The organism is Streptomyces sp. NPDC006208 (genome assembly GCF_040613775.1).
Lineage (GTDB): Bacteria > Actinomycetota > Actinomycetes > Streptomycetales > Streptomycetaceae > Streptomyces.
In genome coordinates this window covers 190478-214613 of sequence record NZ_JBEXSW010000009.1, presented here as the reverse complement: position 1 = coordinate 214613, position 24136 = coordinate 190478, and the positions used below count along the sequence as shown (strand labels likewise).

The 24136-nt window shown below is 71.9% G+C and carries 19 protein-coding genes; 8 read left to right on the top strand and 11 right to left on the bottom strand.

Annotation, left to right across the window (positions count from 1 at the left end):
* Window positions 1-334 precede the first annotated feature (334 nt).
* The gene (locus tag ABZ208_RS09975) at window positions 335-1654 is read right to left on the bottom strand and encodes an NAD(P)/FAD-dependent oxidoreductase (RefSeq protein ID WP_356909009.1); all 1320 of its coding nucleotides are present in this window, start codon (window positions 1652-1654) and stop codon (window positions 335-337) included.
* Between the two features lie 183 nt (window positions 1655-1837).
* Window positions 1838-2728 carry a TIGR01777 family oxidoreductase gene (locus ABZ208_RS09970; protein ID WP_356909007.1) on the bottom strand — a complete coding sequence of 297 codons (891 nt, stop codon included), beginning with the start codon at window positions 2726-2728 and terminating at the stop codon, window positions 1838-1840.
* 44 nt (window positions 2729-2772) lie between these two features.
* Between ABZ208_RS09970 and ABZ208_RS09965 the strand changes: the two genes are divergently transcribed.
* A complete protein-coding gene (locus ABZ208_RS09965) occupies window positions 2773-3279 on the top strand; it encodes a GNAT family N-acetyltransferase (protein ID WP_356909006.1) in 507 nt (168 codons plus the stop codon).
* Window positions 3280-3283: 4 nt separating this feature from the next.
* Here ABZ208_RS09965 and ABZ208_RS09960 read toward each other — a convergent pair whose 3' ends face one another.
* Window positions 3284-3805, bottom strand: a complete 522-nt coding sequence (locus tag ABZ208_RS09960; RefSeq protein ID WP_356909023.1) for a DUF4240 domain-containing protein — start codon at window positions 3803-3805, stop codon at window positions 3284-3286.
* A gap of 172 nt (window positions 3806-3977) precedes the next feature.
* Between ABZ208_RS09960 and ABZ208_RS09955 the strand changes: the two genes are divergently transcribed.
* A complete protein-coding gene (locus ABZ208_RS09955) occupies window positions 3978-4913 on the top strand; it encodes an SDR family oxidoreductase (RefSeq protein ID WP_356909022.1) in 936 nt (311 codons plus the stop codon).
* Here the strand turns inward: ABZ208_RS09955 and ABZ208_RS09950 are convergent.
* The 5 genes from ABZ208_RS09950 to ABZ208_RS09930 all read right to left on the bottom strand — a co-directional run bounded on the left by ABZ208_RS09950 (window position 4904) and on the right by ABZ208_RS09930 (window position 11375).
* A complete protein-coding gene (locus ABZ208_RS09950; protein ID WP_356909005.1) occupies window positions 4904-5428 on the bottom strand; it encodes a hypothetical protein in 525 nt (174 codons plus the stop codon). The genes ABZ208_RS09955 and ABZ208_RS09950 overlap by 10 nt on opposite strands.
* 11 nt (window positions 5429-5439) lie before the next feature.
* Entirely contained in the window at window positions 5440-6420 is a 981-nt protein-coding gene (locus tag ABZ208_RS09945; protein WP_356909004.1) for a YafY family protein, read from the bottom strand.
* Between the two features lie 19 nt (window positions 6421-6439).
* Window positions 6440-7258: a MerR family transcriptional regulator gene (locus tag ABZ208_RS09940; RefSeq protein WP_356909003.1), complete on the bottom strand. Its 819-nt coding sequence runs from the start codon at window positions 7256-7258 to the stop codon at window positions 6440-6442.
* A 133-nt stretch (window positions 7259-7391) separates the two neighbouring features.
* A complete protein-coding gene (gene aceE / locus ABZ208_RS09935) occupies window positions 7392-10061 on the bottom strand; it encodes a pyruvate dehydrogenase (acetyl-transferring), homodimeric type (protein WP_356909002.1) in 2670 nt (889 codons plus the stop codon).
* A gap of 690 nt (window positions 10062-10751) precedes the next feature.
* Entirely contained in the window at window positions 10752-11375 is a 624-nt protein-coding gene (locus tag ABZ208_RS09930; protein WP_328401486.1) for a GntR family transcriptional regulator, read from the bottom strand.
* 166 nt (window positions 11376-11541) lie between these two features.
* Between ABZ208_RS09930 and ABZ208_RS09925 the strand changes: the two genes are divergently transcribed.
* Both ABZ208_RS09925 and ABZ208_RS09920 read left to right on the top strand, forming a co-directional pair.
* Window positions 11542-12372 (top strand): helix-turn-helix transcriptional regulator, encoded by an 831-nt coding sequence (locus tag ABZ208_RS09925; RefSeq protein ID WP_356909001.1) that lies wholly within the window; start codon window positions 11542-11544, stop codon window positions 12370-12372.
* Window positions 12369-12575 (top strand): DUF397 domain-containing protein, encoded by a 207-nt coding sequence (locus ABZ208_RS09920; protein WP_356909000.1) that lies wholly within the window; start codon window positions 12369-12371, stop codon window positions 12573-12575. Before ABZ208_RS09925 ends, ABZ208_RS09920 begins: the two co-directional genes overlap by 4 nt.
* Before the next feature lie 140 nt (window positions 12576-12715).
* Here ABZ208_RS09920 and sucB read toward each other — a convergent pair whose 3' ends face one another.
* From sucB to ABZ208_RS09905, 3 genes are all read right to left on the bottom strand, one after another.
* Window positions 12716-14467, bottom strand: a complete 1752-nt coding sequence (sucB, locus tag ABZ208_RS09915; RefSeq protein ID WP_356908999.1) for a 2-oxoglutarate dehydrogenase, E2 component, dihydrolipoamide succinyltransferase — start codon at window positions 14465-14467, stop codon at window positions 12716-12718.
* 53 nt (window positions 14468-14520) lie between these two features.
* On the bottom strand, window positions 14521-15909 hold the full coding sequence (lpdA, locus tag ABZ208_RS09910) for a dihydrolipoyl dehydrogenase (protein WP_356908998.1): 1389 nt from the start codon (window positions 15907-15909) through the stop codon (window positions 14521-14523).
* A 303-nt stretch (window positions 15910-16212) separates the two neighbouring features.
* On the bottom strand, window positions 16213-17724 hold the full coding sequence (locus ABZ208_RS09905; RefSeq protein ID WP_356908997.1) for a leucyl aminopeptidase: 1512 nt from the start codon (window positions 17722-17724) through the stop codon (window positions 16213-16215).
* A gap of 308 nt (window positions 17725-18032) precedes the next feature.
* On the opposite strand from ABZ208_RS09905, the gene ABZ208_RS09900 reads away from it, so the two are divergent.
* Genes ABZ208_RS09900 through ABZ208_RS09885 form a run of 4 tightly spaced genes read left to right on the top strand, consistent with a single transcriptional unit; the run spans window position 18033 to window position 24130 of the window.
* A complete protein-coding gene (locus ABZ208_RS09900) occupies window positions 18033-20069 on the top strand; it encodes a hypothetical protein (protein ID WP_356908996.1) in 2037 nt (678 codons plus the stop codon).
* A gap of 35 nt (window positions 20070-20104) precedes the next feature.
* Window positions 20105-21625: a GT4 family glycosyltransferase PelF gene (gene pelF / locus ABZ208_RS09895; RefSeq protein WP_356908995.1), complete on the top strand. Its 1521-nt coding sequence runs from the start codon at window positions 20105-20107 to the stop codon at window positions 21623-21625.
* Window positions 21622-23484, top strand: a complete 1863-nt coding sequence (locus ABZ208_RS09890; RefSeq protein WP_356908994.1) for a hypothetical protein — start codon at window positions 21622-21624, stop codon at window positions 23482-23484. Before pelF ends, ABZ208_RS09890 begins: the two co-directional genes overlap by 4 nt.
* A 19-nt stretch (window positions 23485-23503) precedes the next feature.
* Window positions 23504-24130, top strand: a complete 627-nt coding sequence (locus ABZ208_RS09885) for a spherulation-specific family 4 protein (RefSeq protein ID WP_356908993.1) — start codon at window positions 23504-23506, stop codon at window positions 24128-24130.
* Window positions 24131-24136 lie beyond the last annotated feature (6 nt).

Sequence of the window (24136 nt, the reverse complement as noted above, 5' to 3'; positions counted from 1 at the left end):
GGGCCGCTCCGGGGCTCGTGTCCGGGACTGCTTTCCCGGGACTTGCCCCGCTCAAGACTTACGACGCCTTACGTCCCGGACACGACCCCTGCGCGTCCCCGGCCGGGCGCTACGAACCGGGCCCGGCGCTGCCCGGCGGCCCAAAGCCGCACCGGCCGCAGAGGAAAGACGCCCTGCCCGGGAACGACCGGCGGCCCCGGCCCCCGCACCACCCACCGGACAGGCGCCCTGCGGGCAACACCCACGGACGGACCCGCCCGATGCACAGGCGGCCCGCCCCAGGAGCAACACCCACGGGCGGGCCGCCCGGTGTGCGCGCGGCCCGCCCCCAGGCTTACGCGGCAGCCGACAGCTGCGCCGGCTCGTACCCCGGCTGGATGCCGAAGTCCGACAGGATCGCCCGCGTCGCCCGGCGGGCCGAGTACAGCGCGCCCTGGACCGTCGACGTGGACCGGTGGTCGCCGCAGACGTACAGGCCCGACAGCACACGGACCGGGCGCCGCAGATCGTGCGGTGCGGGCATCGCCGGGACCGCGTCGCGGGTGTGGTGGACCGTCAGCAGCTCCCACTCGTCGGTCGGCGTGCCGTAGACCCCGGCGAGCTGTTGCCGCACCCGCCGGTCCAGATCAGGAGGCGGCGTGCCGAGCACCGTCGAGGTGATCAGCACCCGGCCCTCCGGCGCCCGCGACGGATCGACCTCGCTCATCACCGCCGTGTACGCGACCGGCCCGGACCGGTCCGCGTCCAGGACCAGCGACGGGTCCGCGAGCGGCGGTGCCGGTGCCGTGTGGTGCAGCACGGTCACCGGGTGGAAGGACGGCACCCGCAGGCCGGGCAGCAGTTCGGCCGCCGCGCGCGCGTCCGTGGCCACCAGGACCGAACGGCAGCGGATCTCGCCGTGCTGCTCGGTCGTGACGCGTGTCGTCGAGATGTCCGTGACGCGTGTCTCCGTCCGTACCGTCCCCTCCGGCAGCCCGGCCGCCAGCAGCTGTGGCAGGGCCGAGGCCCCGCCGGCGGGCACGCACAGGCGCCCGAGGGCGTAGCCGCGCAGGGCGAGGTCCGCGCAGCGGCTGGAGGTCGCCGTCAGCTCCGGGTCGCCCAGCAGCGCGGAGAGCAGCGGCCGCAGGAAGCCGTGCACCGTACGCGCCGGGAGCCCGCGCGTGTGCAGCGCCTCCGCCGCCGGCTGCTCGGGGCGCGCGAGCACCCTCGGCACGGGCGCGGCGCCGAGGCGCGCCAACGACGCCCCGAGCCTGGCCTGGTCGAGTTGACGAGGCCGAGGGGCGCTTGCGAGGGCGCGCGCAACCGTGAATGCGCCCCCTACGCCCCGGAGGGCGAACGGGGAGCTCCCGACTTCCCCGGTTCGTTGCAGTCGCCCGGCGCTGTGCACGAGCACACCGGGCGAGAAGGTCCGCAGGACGGCATCCGCGAGCCCCGTCGTACGGCGCAGCTCCGGATACGCGGTGGTGAGCAACTGGCCTGTGCGGTCGAGCCGGAAGCCGTCGATCTGCTCGGTGGCCATCCTGCCGCCCACATCAGGAGCGGTCTCCAGGACGCTGACCGTGACGCCTGCGCTGGTCAGTTGATGAGCCGCCGAGAGGCCGGCGATCCCGGCCCCGACGATGACGACGTCCGCATGATGAGCGGTGCTGAGCACGTGCCCCTCCCCGAGGTCGGCGCGGCTGGTGGGAGGCTCATGCCCCCAACATGCTCCGGGAATACCCGAGTTCGATGCGAGAGTAGGCAGCCGTGGGTCCGCGGGAGATCGCGCACAGCGCGGTGCACCGGAGCGCGGGGGCGCACGCGCTGCGCGCCCCGGCCCCGGCCGGCGGCTCCGGCCTTACCGCAGCGCCGCCCGGATCGCCTCGTCGACGGTCGGGAAGGCGAACGTGAACCCCGACGCCAGCAGCCGCTTCGGCAGCACCCGTTGGCTGCCGAGCACTTCCGCCGCCAGCTCGCCCATCACCACGCGCAGCGCGGGCGGCGGCGCCGTGAACAGCGTCGGCCGGTGCAGCACACGGCCCATCGCGGCCGTCACCTCGGCATTGGTCACCGGGTTCGGCGCGGTCAGATTGACCGGACCCGACAGGGACTCCGTGTCCAGAATGTGTCGTAGCGCGGCGATCTCGTCGTGCAGGGCGATGAAGCTCCAGTACTGCCGGCCGTGTCCCAGCCGCCCCCCGAGCCCCGCCTTGAAAAGCGGGAACATCCGTCCCCATGCGCCGCCGCGCCGGGACACCACCAGCCCCGTGCGCGCGAAGGCCGTCCGTACGCCCGCCTCCTCGGCCGCGGCCGCCGCCTCCTCCCACTCCACGCACACCTTCGGCAGGAACCCGTCCCCGGGCGGAGAGTTCTCGTCCAGCACCCGGTCACCGCAGTCGCCGTAGAAGCCGACGGCGCTCCCGCAGACCAGCACCCGCGGCGGCTCGGCCAGGGAGGCGACGGCCTCCGCGATCGCCGCGGTGCCGAGCACCCGGCTGTCCCGGATCTGCCGCTTGTACGCATCCGTCCAGCGGCGGCCGGCGATCCCGGCGCCGGCCAGATGCACCACGCCGTCACAGCCGACCAGGCCGGCCACATCGACGTACTGCCGGTCCGGGTCCCACTCCACCTCGTCCCCGGCCCGCGCCGGGCGCCGCACCAGACGCACCACCTCGTGCCCGTCCGCGCGGAGCGAGTGGACAAGTGCCGTACCGATGAGCCCGGTCGAACCGGTGACTGCGATCCGCATGGGCCCATCCTGCCCCTCCCCTGCCGCATGACACAGTTGCTCCCATGGCCGAGTCAGCCGAGTCACACATACGTACCGCACGACATGCCGACGACGCGGCGCTGCGCGAACTGGACGTCGACGTGTGGTCGACGCTGCACTCCGTGCAGTCGAGGCCGCAGCCGCCCCATGACCCCTTCTTCGGCGAGGCCGACCCGCCCGAGCACCACCTGGTGGCGGAGGACCCGGACGGCTCGCTCCTCGGCTACATCCGGCTGGTGCCGCCGACACCGCTCGCCTGCAATCGCCATGTCCGCCAGATCCAGGGGCTCGCGGTGGCCGGCCGGGCGCGCGGGCGCGGTATCGGCCGTGCCCTGGTGCGCGCGGCCTGCGCCGAGGCGCGACGTCAGGGCGCGGTCCGCATCACGCTGCGCGTGCTGGGCCACAACAAGCCCGCACGGGCGCTGTACGAGTCGGAGGGCTTCGTGGTGGAGGGCGTGCTGCCGGGCGAGTTCCACCTCGACGGGCGGTACGTGGACGATGTGCTGATGGGCCGTAGCCTGGCCGAATAGACCGCTACACGGCCCCGAAGCGCTCCCACAGCCTCGGGAAGCGTGCCGCCAGCGCCGCGTCGTCGTCGAAGTCGAACGGCGTGCCGACAGGTTCGGCGGGCTGCGGCGTGATGCCGAGGTCCGGGGCGACGACGCCGGTCAGCTGCTCGTACGCCTCGTCCGCCGCGTACCCCAGCTCCTCACCGTCCCCGTCGATGTCCTCGTCGAACTCGTCCAGCAACTCGGCCAGCGCGTCGGGGTCGTGCACCGCGCCCTCGAAGATGTCCCGGCCCTGGCCGATGAGCCAGCAGCGGAAGTAGTCGAAGGCGTCGTCGCTGGCGCCGCCGAGCAGCACGGCGGCCGCGCCCCACAGGTCCCAGGTGTACGCGCGGTTGTAACGGGCCTCGAAATGGCGGGCGAAGTCCAGCACGGCGTCGGGGTCGAGTTGCAACAGGCGCTCGACCAGCAGATCCGCGTGATCCTCGGGGTCGCCCTCGGCGGCCTCGCGGGTGCTGTCGATGATCTCCCAGAACTCCGTCTCGTCCATCACGGGACAAGCATCGTGGTTGAGGACAGACGGCGCACGCGGAGCCACGTTTTTGACCCCTTCTGCCGCCGTTCTGCTTCATTCGCCGTAGCCCGCAGGAATGGCGACAGAGGATGTCGGGTATGCGTGCGACGGTCTTCGTATGACGACGGAGAGCACCACGGAGAACACGATGGAGACGACGACTCGGACGACGAGGGCCGAGCCACTGGCCGGAAAGATCGCCCTGGTCGCGGGCGCGACCCGGGGCGCGGGCCGCGCCATCGCGGTCCAGCTGGGCGCCGCGGGCGCGACCGTGTACGTCACCGGCAGGACCACTCGCGAGCAGGTGAGCGAGATGGGCCGGGCCGGCGAGACCATCGAGGAGACCGCGGAACTGGTGGACGCCGCCGGCGGCGAGGGCATCGCCGTGCCGACGGACCATCTCCAGGCGGATCAGGTACGGGCGCTGATCGAGCGCGTCGACCGCGACCACGGACGCCTGGACATCCTCGTCAACGACATCTGGGGCGGGAACTTCCTGCTCGATTTCGACACCAAGATGTGGGACGTCGACCTGGACCGCGGGCTGCGGATGCTGGATCTGGGCGCCAAGAGCCACATCATCACCAGCAGCATCGCGCTGCCGCTGCTGGTGCGCCGGCCCGGTGGCCTGGTCGTCGAGGTCACCGACGGCACGGCGGAGTCCAACAAGGGGTTCCGCGAGAACTTCTACTACGACCTGGCCAAGAACGCCCCGATCCGGATGGCCTTCATCCTCGGCGAGGAGCTGAGGAGTGTCGGCGGCACGGCCGTCGCGGTCACCCCGGGCTTCATCCGCTCCGAGGAGATGCTCGACATCTTCGGCCTCACCGAGGAGAACTGGCGCGACGGCATCGACAAGCAGCGGCACTGGGCGCTGTCGGAGTCCCCCCTCTACATCGGCCGGGGAGTCGCCGCCCTTGTCGCTGACCCGGAACGGGCGCGCTGGAACGGACAGTCGCTGGACAGCGGCCGTCTGGCGAAGGAGTACGGCATCACGGACGCGGACGGCAGCCGACCGGACGTCTGGGGGTACATGCTCGCCGAGCAGGCCGGGGAGAAGCCCTCGGTCCAGGACTATCGCTGAGGGGCCGCGGGGGAGTGCGACGCCCCCGAACGCGAGCCGGATCCGCCGGGCTCGTCGGGTGCCCAGCCGGGCGTGGCCGCGGCCTCGTCGGGATCGGGCTCGTCCATGGTGATGCCCCAGGAGCCATCGGCGCCGATGCGTGCCTCGATCTCCTTGGAACGGCCGTTCTTCGCGAAGTACAGGACCACGACCTGCCGTAGGGAGCCCTCGTCGTAGAAGTCGGCTGTCACCTCGCCCTGGGCTGCCGCACCGAAGGCCCTGACCCAGTTGCGCGCCGTCGCGTCGGGCGAGCCGTCCTCGACGGCCAGGGCGGCCAGCGCCTCGGCGTCACCGTCCGCGAGCCGCCAGACAACGCTCTGCACCACATCGAGGCTCCCGGTGGAGGGGTAGCCGACGACGTGCAGGGGCTCGTGACGGGCGTAGTCGTCCTGGTACTCCGCGGCGCCCGCCGAACACGCCGTCAGACAGACACCCATGGCCACTGCGAGGGCCGGCAGCCCGGTTCTGGAACGCATGATCGACAACCCTAGCGGCCAGGTGGCGCCGCATACAGTTCACCCATCAGTGCCGCCGTCCGCGCGAAGCGTTCGCGCAGCTGCGGCGGCTGAAGGACCTCCACCTCCGGGCCCAGCGACAGGAGTTGGGTGAACGCCACGTCCAGGGACTCCACGGGCAGGGTGAGCGTCACCCGGCCGTCGGCTTCCGGTGGGCCGGCCGTGGTCAGGGACTCCTCGGCCGCGGCGCGGTCCGTGACGTGCGGCAGCCGGCCCGCGCCGGGCCCGGTGAGGCGGACGACCACCTCCGTGCGGAGGATGGAACGCGCGAACTGCCGCGCCCGGTCCGACCAGAACGCCGGGAGATCGAAGCCCTTGTCGCGTGCGAAGCCGTCCCCCTCGCATTCGACTGCCGAGAAACGGTCGATCCGGTACACCCTGAAGGTTCCGTCGACGCGGGCGCACAAGTACCAGACGCCCGCCTTGAGAACCAGACCGTACGGTTCCAACTCCCGCTCCACCTCCCGCTCCTGGCGGACATACGTCGCCCGGATCCGGCGGTCGCCCCACACCGCCTCGGCGATCTGAGGCAGCAGAGCGGGTGTCTCGGGCTCCTGGTACCAGCCGGGTGCGTCGAGATGGAAGCGCTGGGCCGCCGAGTCGGAGGCACCGCTCAGCGAGGGGAGCAGCGCCGCGGACACCTTCAGGCGTGCCGCGGACGCCGCGTCGTCGAGGCCCATGTCCCGCAGCGCACCCGGCAGCCCGGACAGGAACAGGGCCTCGGCCTCGTCGCGGCCGAGGCCCGTCAGCCGGGTGCGGTAGCCGCCGATCAGCCGGTAGCCGCCGCCCCGGCCCCGGTCGGCATAGACCGGGACCCCGGCTTCCGACAGGGCCAGGGCGTCCCGGTTGACCGTCCGCTCCGACACCTCCAGCTCCCGCGCCAGCTCCGCCGCGGTCATGGCGGGCCTGGCCTGCAGGAGCAGGACCATCTTGATCAGCCGGGCAGCACGCATGGCCCCATCATCGCGCAGCTCAGGCGAGCGGCTCCTGAAGCTCCGTCACCCACTTCTCCTTGTCCGGCGGGCACTCCAGGTAGACCTCACGGGCGTAGCCCGCCGAGCTGTGACCGCCCGCGTCGATCCAGTGGGCCAGATTCTGCGCCGTGGGCATGATCGCGTCCATCGGCCCACGGTGCACGATCGTCGCGGCACGCTCCACCGCGGGCAGATCGACGATCTCGAAGTCCTGGCCGGGCAGCTGGTCCGCGGCCACCGTGCACCCCGCGTGCACCAGGATCGAGCCGTCGCCCTCCGGCGCGTCCTCGTAGTACGCGATCCCGGGGCCCGTCGGCGTGACGCCGGCCGCCTTCAGCCGCCGGAACAGCTCGTCGTACAGGGGGCTGATCACCGGGCCGATGTGTTCGGGCCCGTAGCCGGCGGCGACGGCGGTGAGCTCCGCCACCCGTACCGCCGGGGTGCTCTTGATCACGACGTCCTGAGTGGGCATGTGACCCTCGCTCTCGATCGAACGGAGCCTCGCCTCGACCTGGGCCAGCCGTGCGGCCGCCGCGGCCATCGCCGATTCCAGTTCCGCCTGCCGCAGCCTGAGCATCCCGCGCAGTTCGTCCGTGGTGACGCGCTCCTCGAGGATCTCCTGCACCTGCTGGAGCGTGAAACCGAGATCCTTGAGGGCGACCACACGGTTGAGCTGGGCGAGCTGGGCCGCGGTGTAGTAGCGGTACCCGCTGAACGGGTCGGTGTGGGCGGGACGCAGCAGCCCGATCGCGTCGTAGTGACGCAGCATGCGGGCCGACACACGGCCGTGCCTGGCGAAGTCTCCGATGCTGAACATGACGTCTCCCAGTGCACGGGTTCACACGGTGTCAGGGTCAAGCATCACCGATCAGGGACGACAGGCTTCAGCGAGCGGGAACGGCCGAATCCCCGGCGGCGGGGCGCCACCGGGGATTCCGAGGGAGCGGCCCTTACAGGCCGTAGCGCTCGCGCGCCTCCTTCACCGCCGAGGCCGGGACCTCGCCGCGCTTCGCCAGCTGCGCCAGCGCGGCGACGGTGATCGACTGCGCGTCGACGCCGAAGTGGCGGCGGGCCGCGTCACGCGTGTCGGACAGACCGAAACCGTCCGTACCGAGCGACGACCAGTCCTGCTCGACCCACTGGCTGATCTGGTCCGGGACCTGGCGCATCCAGTCGCTGACCGCGAGCACCGGACCGGGCGCGCCTTCCAGCGCCTGGGCGACGTACGGGATGCGCTGCTCGCCGCGCAGCAGCGCCTCGTCGGCCTCCAGGGCGTCGCGGCGCAGCTCGCCCCACGAGGTCGCGGACCACACGTCGGCGGTCACGCCCCAGTCCGCGGCCAGCAGCTCCTGCGCCTCCAGCGCCCAGTGGATCGCCGTACCCGAGGCGAGCAGCTGGAGGCGCGGGGAGTCGGCGGAAGCGGCCACGCCCTCCTTGAAGCGGTACAGGCCGCGGACGATGCCGTCCTCGACACCCTCCGGCATGGCGGGCTGCGGCTTGGGCTCGTTGTAGACCGTCAGGTAGTAGAAGACGTCCTCGGGGTTCTCCCCGTACATCCGGCGCAGACCGTCCTTGACGATCACCGCGATCTCGTACGCGAACGCCGGGTCGTAGTTGAGCGACGCCGGGTTCGTGGACGCGATCAGGTGCGAGTGGCCGTCCGCGTGCTGCAGACCCTCACCGGTCAGGGTCGTACGGCCGGCGGTCGCGCCCACGATGAAACCCTTGCCGAGCTGGTCGGCGAGCTGCCACATCTGGTCGGCCGTGCGCTGCCAGCCGAACATCGAGTAGAAGATGTAGAAGGGGATCATCGGCTCGCCGTGCGTCGCGTACGACGTGGCGGCGGCGATGAAGTCGGCCATGGCACCGGCCTCGGTGATCCCCTCGTTGAGGATCTGGCCGTCGGTGGCCTCCTTGTAGTACATCAGCTGGTCGCGGTCGACCGGCTCGTACGTCTGGCCCAGCGGCGAGTAGATGCCGGCCGACGGGAACAGCGACTCCATACCGAAGGTGCGGGCCTCGTCCGGGACGATCGGCACCCAGCGCCTGCCCGTCTCCTTGTCCCGCATCAGGTCCTTGACCAGACGCACGAACGCCATGGTGGTGGCCATCTCCTGCTTGCCCGAGCCCTTGTGGAGGGCCTGGAAGGCGCGCTCCTGCGGCTCGGGCAGGGCAACGGCGTGCACCCGGCGGGCCGGGGCCGGACCGCCGAGCGCCGCGCGGCGCTCCTGGAGGTAGCGGACCTCGGGGGAGTCGGCTCCGGGGTGGCCGTAGGGAACCAGACCGTCGGCGAAGGCGCTGTCGGCGATCGGGAGCCCGAGCAGGTCGCGCATGCCCTTGAACTCGTCGGTCGTCAGCTTCTTCATCTGGTGGTTGGCGTTCTTGGACTCGAAGCCCTTGCCGAGCGTGTAGCCCTTCACCGTCTGCGCGAGGATCACCGTCGGCGCGCCCTTGTGCTCGACGGCCGCCTTGTACGCCGCGTACACCTTGCGGGCCTCGTGGCCGCCGCGGGAGGTGTGGAAGCACTCGGCGATCTTGGCGTCGGTCAGCAGCCTCGCGAGCTCCACGAGCGCGGGCTCCGCGCCGAAGAAGTGCTCGCGGATGTACGTCACGTCGCGGGTCGCGTACGTCTGGAACTGCGCGTCCGGGACCTCACGCAGGCGGCGCACCAGCGCACCCGTGGTGTCGAGCTGGAACAGCTCGTCCCAGGCCGAGCCCCACAGGGACTTGACGACGTTCCAGCCGGCGCCACGGAACTGGGCCTCCAGCTCCTGCACGATCTTGAAGTTGGCGCGGACCGGTCCGTCGAGGCGCTGCAGATTGCAGTTGATGACGAACGTCAGGTTGTCGAGCCGCTCACGGGAGGCGAGGGCGAGAGCGGCGGTCGACTCGGGCTCGTCCATCTCGCCGTCGCCGAGGAAGGCCCAGACGTGGGACTGCGACGTGTCCTTGATCCCGCGGCCCAGCAGATAGCGGTTGAAGCGCGCCTGGTAGATCGCGGAGAGCGGGCCGAGGCCCATGGAGACCGTGGGGAACTCCCACAGCCAGGGCAGCCGGCGCGGGTGCGGGTACGACGGGAGGCCGGCTCCGCCCGCCTCCTGCCGGAAGTTGTCGAGCTGCTGCTCGCTGATCCGGCCGTCGAGGAAGGCGCGGGCGTAGATGCCGGGCGAGGCGTGGCCCTGGATGTAGAGCTGGTCGCCGCTCCCGTCGCCCTCCTTGCCGCGGAAGAAGTGGTTGAAGCCGGTCTCGTAGAGCCAGGCTGCGGAGGCGAAGGTGGCGATGTGGCCGCCGACGCCGAACCGGGAGCCGCGGGTGACCATCGCTGCCGCGTTCCAGCGGTTCCAGGCCGTGATCCGGGCTTCCATCGCCTCGTCGCCGTCGAGGGCGGGCTCGGCGGAGGTCGGGATGGTGTTGACGTAGTCCGTCTCCAGCAGCCGGGGCAGGGCGATGCCTGCCTTCTCGGCGTGCTGGAGCGTGCGGCGCATCAGGTACGCGGCGCGGTGCGGGCCTGCGTGCTCCGTGACGGCGTCGAGGGACGCCGCCCACTCGGCGGTTTCCTCGGCATCACGGTCCGGGAGCTGGTCGAGCTCGCTCGGAAGCTTGCCTACGGGGTCGGTCATGATCGCCGCCTTCCGGACAGGAGGGGGGTGGAGACAGGGGGGTGCCAAGGGGGTGCCTTGTCTGGCAGGACAGGGCGAAGGGTTGGTGAACCCGTCGTCGACTGTAAGTCTCTGATCGATGATCGATCAAAGTCTCAGGGGGAAAAGCTGCTATTCCCAAGAAATTGGCATCCCGTGCCGCCGAAGCGGGCACCGGGTGCCGCGGCGAATGGGGTTTTTCGGACGTCCGCCGAAGCCCCGCGTGCGGCTCGGGTCCCTGCCTCGGGGAGTGCCGGGCCCGGGGCGTAGGGCCCGGCCAAGGACGCGCAGGGGTCGTGTCCGGGACGTAAGGCGTCGTAAGAGTGGGGCAAGTCCCGGGAAAGCAGTCCCGGACACGAGTCCCGGAGCGGCCCACGCCACAGCGACGGACCCCGCCGTGCCTCCGGGAGCGGCCCGACGCACGTGTGACGCACGGATACGGACCGACCGTGCTCCGGGAGACGGCAGCCCGGTCCCGCTGCCTGCCCGAGGGCGCTGCCCCGGAGCGGCACACGCCACGGTCACGGCCGGGCCCCGCCGCCCGAGAGGCCGGGCCCGCCCCGAGTGCGCAGGACATGGACCCGGCCGCGCCCGGGGGACAGCCAGGAGCCCCGAAGGGGCAACGCTCCCGGACCGGGCCGGGCCGGGAGCGGCGCTGACCGGCCGGACGCGCTAGGCGCGAGGTGCGCAGCCCAGGACGTGGGCCTTCACCAGGGCGCCGATCTCCGGGTCGCGGCGGCGGAACGCCGCCACCAGGTCCTCGTGCTCCTCCGCGTACGACTTCTGGACCGTGCCGAGCCAGCGGATGGACAGGGCCGTGAACACCTCGATGCCGAGGCCCTCCCAGGTGTGCAGCAGGACGCCGTTGCCGGCCGCCTTCACCAGCTCACGGTGGAATGCCACGGTGTGCCGCACCTGGGCCGCCGAGTCACCTGCCCGGTCCGCCTCGTGCAGCGCCGCCACATGCGGCTCCAGCGCCGAACAGTCCTCGGCCAGCCGCCCCGCCGCCAGCTCCGCGGCGATCTGCTCCAGCCCGGCCCGGACCGGGTAGCTCTCCTCGAGGTCGGCCGCGGTCAGATTCCGTACCCGTACACCCTTGTTGGGGGCCGACTCGATCAGCCGCAGCGATTCCAGCTCACGCAGCGCCTCACGGACCGGGGTCTGGGAGACCTCCAGCTCGGTGGCGATACGCCGCTCGACGATCCGCTCACCCGGCTTCCAGCGCCCGCTCACGATCCCCTCCACAATGTGCTCGCGGATCTGATCGCGCAGCGAGTGGACGACGGGGACGGTCATGGGTGAGCTCCTCACAGGACGGCCGAGGCCGAGGTTACCGGAGAGGAACTCGCTGATCCCCCGGTGGACCGAATGTTACGGACCGTACGCATGGGGTGATGCTGCGCAGCTAGGATCGTCGGGCGGACCGAGTCGGCAACTGCCGCGCACCGGAGGGGAGTCGGCCATGCCCGGCGCCAAGGAACTGGACCCTTACACCTCACCGAGGTCGTTCTACGGAGCGGAGCTGCGCCGCCTGCGGGAGGCGGCGGGGCTGTCGCAGGAGCAGTTGGGGGAGCGGGTGTTCTGCTCCGGGGCGTACATCGGGCTCTTCGAGGCGGCGACGAGACGGCCGCAGGCGGAGATGTCGAAGCTGCTGGACGGGGTCCTGGGGTCGGGCGAGCACTTCCAGCGGCTGTGCAGGCTGGCGCAGGGGTCCAAGCACGCCGCGTACTTCGCGGACGCCGTGGAGCTGGAGCAGCGTGCCAGAACGATCAGCGAGTACGCGCCGATGCTGGTGCCGGGCCTGCTTCAGACGGAGGCGTATGCGCGGGCCATCACGCGGTCGACGCTGGCGCTGGCCGACGCCGAGGAGGTCGAGGGTTATGTGCGGGCGAGGCTGGACCGGCAGCGCATCCTGGACGGCCCGACACGGCCCCTTCTGTGGGCGGTGCTGCACGAGACCGTCCTCCGCGTCCCCATGGGCGGGCCCGCCGTGATGGGGGAGCAACTGCGCCACGTGGCCGAGATGGCGCGCGAGCGCCGGATCCTCGTGCAGGTGCTGCCGTTCGCCGCGGCGGCGGACGTGTTCATCAACGGCATGGCATCGGTCATGACTTTCAGGGACGAGGCGCCAGTGGTCTACACGGAGGGCGCCGGAGGCGGTCAACTCGTCGAAGAACGGGCCCTGGTAGAGCAAAGTCAGAGGTCATACGATCTCGTCAGGGCTGCTGCACTGTCGCCGGCGGCGAGCCTGCCCCTGCTGGACTCGGCGGCCGAGGAGTACCCGACACCATGAGCACTGCACCGGATCTGAGCATGGCCCAGTGGCGCAAGTCCTCGTACAGCGACGGACAGGGCGGCAGCTGCGTCGAGGTCGCCGACGGGTTCCCCCGCGTCCTGCCGGTCCGGGACAGCAAGCGACCCGAGGGCCCGGCCCTCGTCTTCGGTGCCGACGGCTGGGCGCCGTTCGTGGCCGCCGTCAAGGCCGGGACGCTCTGACGACGGTCGGACGTCCTCTTCCGCGGACGCTGCCACACTGCGCCGCCCGGGCGGACAGCAAAGTGCCTCCGCACCGGATCGCTCCGGTGCGGAGGCACTTGCGCTGCTGACCACCGGTCGTCGCCGACCGGCCCTGGGCGTTACAGGCCGAGCTCGACCTCGAACTCGCCCGCCTCCAGGATCGCCTTGACCGCCGTCAGGTAACGGGCCGCGTCGGCGCCGTCCACCAGGCGGTGGTCGTAGGAGAGCGACAGGTACGTCATGTCGCGGACGCCGATCACGGTGCCCTCGGCGGTCTCGATGACCGCCGGGCGCTTCACCGTGGCGCCGATGCCCAGGATCGCGGCCTGGTTCGGCGGCACGATGACCGTGTCGAACAGCGCACCGCGCGAACCGGTGTTGCTGACGGTGAAGGTCGCGCCGGCGAGGTCGTCCGGCGTGATCTTGTTGGCGCGCACGGCGCCGGCCAGCTCGGCGGTCTTCTTGGCGATGCCGGCGATGTTCAGGTCGCCCGCACCCTTGATGACCGGCGTCATCAGACCCTTCTCGGAGTCGACGGCGATGCCGATGTTCTCCGAGTCGAAGTACGTGATGGTGCCCTCGTCGTCGTTGATCCGGGCGTTGATGACCGGGTGGGCCTTCAGCGCCTGGGCCGCCGCCTTCACGAAGAACGGCATCGGGGACAGCTTGACGCCCTCGCGGGCCGCGAACCCGTCCTTGGCCTGGTTGCGCAGCCGCATCAGCTTCGTGATGTCGACCTCGACGACCGAGGTCAGCTGGGCCTGCGAGTGCAGAGCCTTCATCATGTTGTCGCCGATGACCTTGCGCATGCGGGTCATCTTGACCGTCTGGCCACGCAGCGGGGACGCCTGGAGGGCTGCCGGAGCCTTCGGCGCAGCGGCCGCGGCAGCAGCCGGAGCCGCGGCGGCAGCCTTCGCAGCCTCGGCGGCGGCGATGACGTCCTGCTTGCGGATACGGCCACCGACGCCGGTGCCCTTGACGGAACGGAGGTCCACGCCGTTCTCCGCAGCGAGCTTGCGCACCAGCGGGGTGACGTACGCGTCGCCGGCGTCAACTGCGGCCGGAGCCGGAGCCGCGGGGGCGACCGGAGCCGGAGCGGGGGCAGCCGGAGCGGGCGCCGGAGCGGCAGGCGCGGTTGCCTGGACCGGAGCCGGTGCCGGAGCCGGAGCCGGAGCCGGAGCCGGAGCCGCGGGGGCGGCCGGGGCGGGCGCCGGAGCGGCAGGGGCCGGGGCGGCCGGGGCGGGAGCTGCGGCCGGAGCCGCGCCCGGGGCGCCGATGACGGCCAGCTTGGCGCCGACCTCGGCGGTCTCGTCCTCGGCGACCACGATCTCCAGCAGCACACCGGAAGCCGGGGCCGGGATCTCGGTGTCGACCTTGTCGGTGGAGACCTCGAGCAGCGGCTCGTCCTCCGTGACCTCCTCGCCGACCTCCTTGAGCCAGCGGGTCACGGTGCCCTCGGTGACGCTCTCGCCGAGCGCGGGGAGGACGACGTCGGTGCCCGAAGCGCCACCGGCAGGCGCTGCCGGCGCGGCGGCCGGGGCCTCGGCGGCAGGGGCGGGGGCCTCGGCGGCAGGGACCTCGGCCACGACCGTCTCGGCCTCGGCCGGAGCAGGCGCGGCAGCCTGCGCACCGGTGCCGTCGTCGATGACGGCCAGCTCGGCACCGACCTCAACGGTCTCGTCCTCGGCGACCTTGATGGAGGCGAGGATGCCGGCGGCCGGGGCGGGGATCTCGGTGTCGACCTTGTCGGTCGACACCTCGAGCAGCGGCTCGTCGGCCTCGACGCGCTCTCCCTCGGCCTTCAGCCAGCGGGTGACAGTGCCCTCGGTGACGCTCTCGCCGAGCGCCGGAAGGGTTACAGAAACCGCCATGGTTTCAGTTGCTCCTTAACAATGTGCGGAAGTGGTCGTCGCGCCCGGGACTGCTAGTCGTGGGAGTGCAGGGGCTTGCCGGCCAGGGCCAGGTGGGCCTCGCCGAGCGCCTCGCTCTGCGTCGGGTGCGCGTGGATGAGCTGCGCGACCTCGGCCGGCAGTGCCTCCCAGTTGTAGATCAGCTGAGCTTCGCCGACCTGCTCGCCCATACGGTCACCGACCATGTGGACGCCGACCACGGCGCCGTCCTTGACCTGGACGAGCTTGATCTCGCCCGCGGTCTTCAGGATCTTGCTCTTGCCGTTGCCCGCGAGGTTGTACTTGAGGGCGACGACCTTGTCCGCACCGTAGATCTCCTTGGCCTTGGCCTCGGTGATGCCGACGGAGGCGACCTCGGGGTGGCAGTACGTCACCCGCGGCACGCCGTCGTAGTCGATCGGCACGCTCTTGAGCCCGGCCAGCCGCTCCGCCACCAGGATGCCCTCGGCGAAGCCCACGTGCGCGAGCTGGAGCGTGGGGACCAGGTCGCCGACCGCGGAGATGGTGGGCACATTGGTCTGCATGTACTCGTTGACCAGGACATAGCCGCGGTCCATCGCGACGCCCTGCTCCTCGTAGCCCAGGCCCTGCGAGACCGGGCCGCGGCCGACCGCGACCAGCAGCACCTCGGCCTCGAAGGTCTTGCCGTCGGCGAGGGTGACGCGGACGCCGTCCTGGGTGTACTCGGCCTTCTCGAAGAAGGTGCCCAGGTTGAACTTGATGCCGCGCTTGCGGAACGCGCGCTCAAGAAGCTTGGAGCTGTTCTCGTCCTCGACCGGGACGAGGTGCTTGAGGCCCTCGATCACCGTGACGTCGGAACCGAAGGACTTCCACGCCGAGGCGAACTCGACGCCGATCACGCCGCCGCCCAGCACGATCGCGGACTGCGGGACGCGGTCCAGGACCAGCGCGTGGTCGGAGGAGATGATGCGGTTGCCGTCGATCTCCAGGCCCGGCAGCGACTTCGGCACGGAGCCGGTCGCGAGGAGGACGTGGCGGCCCTGGACACGGCGGCCGTTGACGTCGACGGAAGTGGGGGAGGACAGTCGGCCCTCACCCTCGATGTAGGTGACCTTGCGGGAGGCGATCAGCCCCTGCAGACCCTTGTACAGGCCCGAGATCACCTCGTCCTTGTACTTGTGCACGGCCGGGACATCGATGCCCTCGAAGGTGGCCTTGACACCGAACTGGTCGCTCTCGCGGGCCTGGTCGGCGATCTCGCCCGCGTGCAGCAGGGCCTTGGTGGGGATGCACCCCCGGTGCAGGCAGGTGCCGCCGACCTTGTCCTTCTCGATCAGGGCGACGTCCAGGCCCAGCTGAGCCCCACGCAGCGCCGCAGCGTAACCGCCGCTACCACCGCCGAGGATCACTAGGTCGAAAACGGTGCTGGCGTCGTTCGCCACGTCACGTCCTCCATGCATGTGCGCCGTTCGCCGGTCCTCACTGACCGCGCGGCGGCTGGTGTTCGGCCGCTTAATCTTCGGCCCTGTGGTGGGGGCCCTGTCCTGCCGAGAACCCATCTTCGCACTTGTTGACGGAAGGCGGGACGCGGGGCCGGGGTCTGAGACGGCCGGTGGGCCGTCCCGGACGGTTACTGACCCGTACGAACGTACGGGTGGTGTGCTCGTTACGTCGAAAGTGAACGTAGCAAGCGAACACGAACGGCCCCGGACGTATGCCCGGGGCCGGCCGATGTGACGCAGGGCTCAGCCGAGGTCGCCGTCGGCGGTGCGCTCGGCGAGCTTGACCAGGGTGCGGATCGCGGTGCCGGTGCCGCCCTTGGGGGTGTAGCCGTACGGCGCGCCCTCGTGGAAGGCCGGGCCCGCGATGTCCAGGTGGGCCCAGGTGATGCCCTCGCCCACGAACTCCTTCAGGAACAGACCGGCGACCAGGCCGCCGCCCATCCGCTCGCCCATGTTGGCGATGTCGGCGGTCGGCGAGTCCATGCCCTTGCGCAGGTCCGCCGGGAGCGGCATCGGCCAGGACGCCTCGCCGACCTCCTCCGCGATCTCGTGGATCTCGGTGCGGAAGGCGTCGTCGTTGGACATGATCGCGAAGGTGCGGCTGCCCAGCGCCATCACCATCGCGCCGGTCAGGGTCGCCACGTCGACGATCGCGTCCGGGTTCTCCTCCGAGGCCCTCGTCAGCGCGTCGGCCAGCACGAGCCGGCCCTCGGCGTCGGTGTTGAGCACCTCGACGGTCTTGCCGCTGTACATGCGCAGCACATCACCCGGGCGGGTGGCGTTGCCGGACGGCATGTTCTCGGCGAGCGCCAGCCAGCCGGTGACATTGACCGCGAGACGGAGCCGGGCGGCGGCCACGACCGCGGCGAACACCGAGGCGGCACCGCTCATGTCGCACTTCATCGTCTCGTTGTGACCGGCCGGCTTGAGCGAGATGCCGCCCGAGTCGTACGTGATGCCCTTGCCGACCAGCGCCAGGTGCTTGGCGTCCTTGGAGTGCGTGTACGTCAGCTTCACCAGGCGCGGCGGGTTCTGCGAGCCCTGGCCGACGCCGAGGATGCCGCCGTAGCCGCCCTTGGCGAGCGCCTTCTCGTCCAGCACCTGCACCTTGATGCCGTGCTCCTTGCCGGCGGCGCTGGCCACGGCTGCGAAGGCCTCGGGGGTGAGGTCGTTCGGCGGGGTGTTGATCAGGTCGCGGGCGCGGTTGATCTCCTCGGTCAGCGCGAGGGCACGCTCGGCCGCGGCCTTGAACGCCTTGTCGCGCGGCTTCGCACCCAGCAGCGCCACCTCGGCCAGCGGCTTCTTCCCGTTCTTGCCGTTCTCCTGGTAGGCGGTGAAGGCGTAGGCGCCCAGCAGCGCGCCCTCAGCGATCGCCTCGGCGTCCTCGACGGCCTCGATCGGCAGCGCGAACGCGGCCTTCTTCGCACCGGTCAGCGCGCGGGCGGCGACGCCCGCGGCGCGGCGCAGCGCCTCGCTGTCGTAGGCCTCGTCCGCCTCCGGTGCCTTGCCGAGCCCGACCGCGACGACGACCGGCACCTTGAGGCCGGAGGGAGCGGGCAGCTTGGTGATCTCGCCCTCGCCACCGCCGGCGCCGAGGGTCTCGAGGACGGAGGCGAGCTTTCCGTCGAACGCCTTGTCCACTGCCTCGGCGCCCGGCGCGACGACCGGACCCTTGGCGCCCTTGGCAACGCCCACGACGAGGGCGTCGGCGCGCAGCGTTGCCGCGCCGGCAGTGCTGAGAGTGAGAGCAGTCACGGTGGTGAAATCTCGCTTCCGTTGAGTTCGGGTGCCGTAGAGGGGCGTCGAAGGGGGTGGATCGGCAACCCCTTGCCGGACAAGAGCCTACGCGTGGCCCTATGTGTCGCTCACGGCGGCGGCGGTTCACTCGTCCGTGGCGTCTCTTTCGTGTTTGCCCCGCAGATGGTGAGACCTCGGCCACACTCGCTTCATTCCGGCAAGGGGCGGCGCGCCCTTTTGCATCATCTGCACAGTTCCTCCTCGTTCGCGTACCGCATCGAGGAGGAGTCCGAGGGGGGACATCGATGGAGCAGTACGGACGACGCATGCCCGCGATCACCGTGGCGAGAGCCACCGCGACAGCGCTCGCGGCCGCCACGCTGGCGGCCGCCGTCCCGGCGTCGGCGGCGGCCGCCCCGGCGCCACGTGTCGATCTGACGGTGCTGGTCGTCGACGACGGCGGCGGCGCGGTCGACGCGATCGTTTCCGAACTTCAGAACACCGGCGTGCCGTACCGGACCGTGGATCTGACCGACCCGGACCGCCCGGTCGTGAACGCCGCGTTCCTCAGCGACACCGTGAGCGGCCGCCCACGTGCCAAGTACCAGGGGGTGGTCGTCCCCGACGAGGACCCGTTCGGCGCGGACACGGCCGCCGGGGCCGCGGAGAACGCCGCGCTCTTCGCGTACGAGCGGACCTTCGCCATCCGGCAGGTGGACGCGTACACGTGGTCCCACCCCGGCGTCGGCCTGGAGTACACGGACAACGGCGGCTATGCGGGCGTACTGGACGGTGCCGGGAGCGCGGTGACCGCCGCCGGGCGCGGCGGCCCCTTCGGCTACCTCGACGGCCCTGTCACCTTCGAGGACAACTCGCCGCTGATCACCGAGAGCTATGGCTATGCGGGCAGGCCGAGGGAAGGTTTCACCAGCTATCTGGACACCCCCGTCGGCGACGGCGGGGGGCGCGCCAGCCTGATCGGCGAGTACGCGCACGACGGCCGCCGCGAGCTGGTGGTGACCTTCGCGTACAACCGTCATCAGCGGCAGTTCCGGGTGCTGGCCCGCGGAATCGTCGAATGGCTCACCCAGGGCATCCACCTCGGCCAGAGCCGCCACTACTTCTCCGTGCACGTCGACGACGTCTTCGCGCCGGACGCGCGCTGGGACACCGAGCGCAACTGCACCCCCGGCGACATCGACTGCGTCGGCGGCGGCGAGGAGAGCGACCCGATCCGGATGACCGCCGCGGACGCCGAGTACGCGGCGGCCTGGCAGCGCTCGTCGGGACTCACCCTCGACATGGTGCACAACGCGGGCGCGGGCGAGGAGTGGAAAGCTGAGCACGGCGGCAGCGACCCGCTCACCGACCGCCTGCTGGCGGACCGGGCGCAGTACCGGTGGATCAACCACACGTACACGCACCCCTTCCTCGGCTGTGTCCAGGACGTGTCGGTCGTGCCCTGGAAGTGCGCCGAGGACGGGGCCGGCAACACCCGCTGGACGAGCCGCTCCGAAATCTCCTCGCAGATCCGCGACAACCACGACTGGGCCGTGCGCAAGGGACTTCCGGTCGACCGCAGCGAGCTGGTCACGGGTGAGCACTCCGGTCTGAAGACCCTGCCGCAGCAGCCCCAGGACAACCCGAACCTCGCGGGCGCCCTCGCCGACAACGGCGTGAAGTGGATCGCGAGCGACAACTCCCGGGAGCCGCAGCAGCGTTCCGTCGGCTCGGCGCTGACCGTGCCGCGTCACCCCATGAACGTGTACTACAACACCGGCACGGCCGCGGAGATGGCCGACGAGTACAACTGGATCTACACCTCGGCGGCCGACGGCGGCAGCGGGATCTGCGAGACCAACCCCGCCTCCACCTGCCTGCCCGGACCTCTCGACACCGCCACCGGCTACGCGGACCACATCGTCCCGCAGGAGACGCGTATCGCGCTGGGCCACGTCGTGGCAGGCGACCCGCGCCCGCACTACGTCCACCAGTCCAACCTGGCCGAGGAGCGCATCCTCTACCCGGTGCTCGACAACGTGCTCGCCGACTACCGTGCCCTGTTCGCCGACAGCGCCCCGCTGGTCAACCCCCGTCAGCGGGACATCGGTACGGAACTCCAGCAGCGCGCAGCCTGGAACAAGGCGCTCGCCGACGGCAAGGTCACGGCATACCGCATCGGCGACACCGTCACCGTCAAGGCGCCGTCGGGCGTCAGCGCCCCCGTCACCGCCCCCGAGGGCACCCGGAAGCAACTGCTCCTGAGCACGGCGGTCTTCGGATCCGCCTACGCCGGGGCGAGGTCCGCCTGGACGACGCCCGAACTGCTCCAGTCGGCGATCACGCTCAAGCTCCCGGCCTGAGTGCCACCGACCGCTGTCCTGGGGGGACGACGACCATGCTGAGCCTTGGCCGCCATGTGACCATGCTCACCGAAGGAACCTATCCGCACGTCCACGGGGGCGTGTCCACCTGGTGCGACCAGCTCGTACGGGGCATGCCGGAGGTCGACTTCCAGGTCGTCGCCCTCACAGGCAGCGGCCGCGAGCCGGTCACCTGGGAGCTGCCGCCGAACGTGTACCGGCACCGGGCAGTCCCGCTGTGGGGGCCCGAGCCGGGCCGGCGGCGGCTCCCGCGCCGGGAGCACCGCCGCTTCCTCGACGTGTACGAGCGATGGCTGCTCTCGATGCTCGACCCGGCAGCCGACTGCGACTTCGGCCAGGAGCTGTACGAACTCGCCGCCTACGCAAGGGCGGGGCTGCTGACCGGCGCTCTGCGCTCGGAGTCCGCGGTGCGCTTGCTGATGTGGATATGGACCATGCCGCACCTGGAGATCTCGGCGGCACGGCCCACTGTGCACGACGCGCTGACGGCCACCGATCTGCTGGAGCATGCGCTGCGGCCGCTGGCCGTACGCATCCCGGACGACGCCGTCGCCCACGCCGTCAGCGCCGGGCTCGCCACCCTGCCCGCGCTGACCGCGCAGCACTTCGAGGGGGTGCCGTTTCTGCTCACCGAGCACGGGATCTATCTGCGCGAGCGCTATCTCGGCTACCGGGTCCAGGCGCAGCGCGCTCCCGTGAAGACTCTGATGCTCAGCTTCTACCGGGAGCTCAACTCGCTCGGCTACCGCCAGGCCGACCTGATCACGCCGTGCAATCGGTACAACCGGAGGTGGGAGGAACGGGGCGGCGCTCCGGCGGAACGTATCCGCACCGTCTACAACGGGGTCGACCCGCACGCTTTCCCCGAGGCAGGACCCGAACCGGACGTACCGGCCATCGCCTGGGCCGGGCGGATCGACCCGATCAAGGACCTTCGGACGCTGATCCGGGCGTACGCCATGGTCCGCGCCGAACTGCCCGAGGTGCGGCTGCGGTTGTTCGGCGGGGTGCCGGCGGGCGGTGAGGAGTACCGCACCCGGCTGGAGAAGCTCGCGGCAGAGCTCGGGGTCGTGGACGGCATCGCCTGGGAGGGCCGGGTCAGCGATGTCGCCCGGGCGTACGCGGCGGGCAGCGTGGTCCTGCTCTCCAGCATCAGCGAAGGGTTCCCCTTCTCGCTGATCGAGGCGATGTCGTGCGGGCGGGCGACGGTGTCGACCGACGTCGGCGGGGTGCGGGAGGCGGTCGGCGACACCGGCCTGGTGGTGCCGCCGCGCGAGCCCGCGCTGATGGCCGAGGCCACGCTCGCGCTCCTGAGGGACGATGAGAGGCGGGCGGAGCTGGGCAGGCGGGCCCGGCAGCGGGTCATCGACCGGTTCACCCTGCGGCGGTCCGTGGACGGGTTCCGCCGGATCTACCTCGAACTCGCCGGATTCCCGCCGGACACGGAGGCGTTGACGGACACAGAGGAGTTGGCGGACACGCGGGGCACGGACCTCGTCCCGGTCCCGGCGGCGGTCACGGGGGCACGCCGGTGAGCGGACCGCTGTGGCAAGGCCCCGGACAGCACAGCCACACGCTGCCGTCACTGCCCCGGCCGCGCGGCGGGTCGGCCGCGGCCGACCCGATGACCGAACTCTCCTGCCGGATGGAGGACGTGATCGCAGAGGCCGTTCACCCGGACGAGATCGCGGCGATCCTCGAGTCGGACGGTATGACGGACGATCACATCAGGTCGACGTACGGTCGCCAGGACTCCTTCACGCTGGCGGAGGAGTTGTACGCGCGAGTCCCGCGCCGCCACCCGGAGCCGCCCGGCCCGTCGGCGGACCCGTGGCGGACAGGGTTGCTGGGCTGCCTGCTCCGGGGTCTGGTCTTCGCACTGCCGGGTCTCGCCTATGTGCTGGGCGCTCCGCTGCTGCAGGGCGCCACTCTGGCCCCGCTGCTCGCGGGGGCGTTGACCGGCTGGGTGTGGAACCAGGCGCTGTCGCACCGCGCCTACTCCTGGCTGGCCCTTGGCGACCGCCCGGCGGCCGCCCTGTGCCTGCTGCGCGGCGCCCCGACGGGCGCGTTCCTCGGCGGTGCGGCAGCGGCACTGGCGGCCGCGGCCTCCACGGCCCCGGGCCGCTGGCCGGCGGCGGCGTTCGCCACGGCCCAGGCGCTGTACCTGGCGGCGGCGACGGCACTGTTGGTCCTGAACCGCGAGCGGGCGCTGTTGGGTGCACTGCTGCCCATGGCGGCCGGGGCGACAGCAGTCCTGCTGCACGGTCTGCCGACGGCGGTGCGTACATCGCTGCTGCTGGTGTCGCTGCTGGCGGCAACGGCACTGGCCACGCGGGCGCTGCGCGCGTCGCAGCCGTCCCGCCGGCTCCCGGGCCCGCCTCGGACCGGCTGCGCGCAGCCGGCGCCGCGCGCGGGCGCGGCCGGGAGCGGGCGGCCGAGGCTGTGCGGCGTCACCGGCGCGGTGGGTCCGCTGCCGCGCGCCCGGCGCCGTGGCGAGCCGGATCCCGGGCGGGCGCGGCCGGGTGACGCCCGTCGGGTGATCCGGTGGCGCCGTGCGGTCGGTGTCGACGCGGCGGGTGCTGCCGGGGTTCATGCCGTGCCGGGGCCGAGGCGGTCCCGCCGCGGGGACAAGGGGCTGATGTCTTCCGGAGCTGCGGATTCCGGTGGTGCGGCCGCCGGCGTGATGCGGGACGGGGGCCCGGCGCGGGTGCTGCTGAGTGCGGTCCGTCGGGTCGTCCGGTGGCCTCGTGCCCGGAGTCTCGGCGAAGGGCCGAGGGACCGCCGGGGCGGCGGGCCGTTCGCCGGGCCCCGCCTCGCAGCTTCCGTGCCCTACGGCGTGTTCGGTCTCGGGGCCGGGCTCATCGTGCTCCACACCGCCCTCGGGGACGTGCTCGCCGGACGTGACGGTGCTGTCGTCGCCGCGCCGTCCGCCGTGGCGCTGACCTTGAGCACGGGGCCCGCCGAGTGGCTGCTGCTGCGTTTCCGGAGCGGGAGCCTGGCCGGGCTGCGGGCCAGCACCACCTCGCGCGACTTCCGGCGCATCGCCGTCGCCGTGCTCGCCGAGTGCCTCGCCCTGTATCTCGCCGTCCTGTTCGCCCTCGCCCTTGTGGGGACCCTGCTGTGGCCCGCGGCCCCCGCGCTCGGCGGTGTACGCCTTGCCACGCTGCTGCTCATCGGCACGGTGCTGTGGACCGGGCTGCTGCTCCAGTCGTTCGGAGCGGTCACGCCCGCCGCCGCGGTGTGCGGCGGCGCGGCGCTCGTCCAGAGCGCCGCCCTGATCACCGGCACGGGCGGCCCACGGACCGTCGGGCTCTGCGTCGCGGCCGTCGCCGCCGCGCTGCTGGCCGGGCTCGTCTGCGTACTGCTGGGCCGGGCCACCGCCCACCGCGTATGACACCACCCAGGAAACGCCCGTGAAGAGTCTGCTGGTCCCGTACTACGAGCATCCCGCCGACCGCCCCGACGCCTGGGACGCCGTCGTCGCGGCGGCGCCCCGGCTCTACGGCGTGATCCTCAATCCCGCGAGCGGGCCGGGCGCCTCCCCCGACCCCGCGTTCGCCGCCGTCGCCGGGCGTCTGCGCGCGGCCGGCGTCCGGGTGCTCGGCTACGCCGACACCGACTACGGCCGCCGCCCGCATTCCGCCGTCGTGGCGGACCTGCTGCGCCACCGCACGTGGTACGGCACCGACGGGGCCTTCCTCGACCAGGTGAGTTCCGGACCCGAGGCCCTGGACCACTACCGCCGTCTTCAGGTCGCGGTCCGCGCGGTCGGCGCGGCCACACTCGTCCTGAACCACGGGGTTCACCCCGACCCGGCGTACGCGGAACTCGCCGACCTGCTGGTCACGTTCGAAGGTCCCTGGGACGCGTACCGCACATCGGGCGTGCCCTCCTGGACCGCCGCACATCCGCCGGAGCGGTTCTGCCATCTGGTGTACGCCGCCCCGCCGGACGCCCGCGCCGGTGCGGCGGTGCACTGCGTCGTTCCCGGGACGGGGGCGCATCCGTGGGGCACGCTCCCGCACGGGCTCCGGCACTGAAGCGCC